At 59.0% G+C, this 227-nt stretch carries 1 tRNA gene; it reads left to right on the top strand.

The features are described from left to right. Nucleotides 1–52: 52 nt before the first annotated feature. A tRNA-Ala gene (locus ABW16_RS23700) sits at nucleotides 53–125 on the top strand. The last annotated feature ends 102 nt before the right edge of the window (nucleotides 126–227 follow it).

The raw sequence follows: 227 nt of genomic DNA, 5'->3' as shown, positions 1-227 counted from the left end.
TGTTTTGAACCTTGGTGCGGCTGTGGTGTAGCTTCGATGAGCACGACAACGCGGGGCTATGGCGCAGCTGGTAGCGCACCACACTGGCAGTGTGGGGGTCAGGGGTTCGAGTCCCCTTAGCTCCACTCATTTCGATGGGTATTCCGTTCACGCTGCGCTGATCGCGCAGAATTGCGACCAGACCGTTTGGTGAACACAGGGTCACGACCGCCGATCCGCATCGTTAC

Origin of the sequence: Mycolicibacter heraklionensis, from assembly GCF_001021505.1 — a bacterium.
Classification (GTDB): Bacteria; Actinomycetota; Actinomycetes; order Mycobacteriales; family Mycobacteriaceae; genus Mycobacterium; species Mycobacterium heraklionense.
This window is presented reverse-complemented; position numbering and strand designations above follow the sequence as displayed.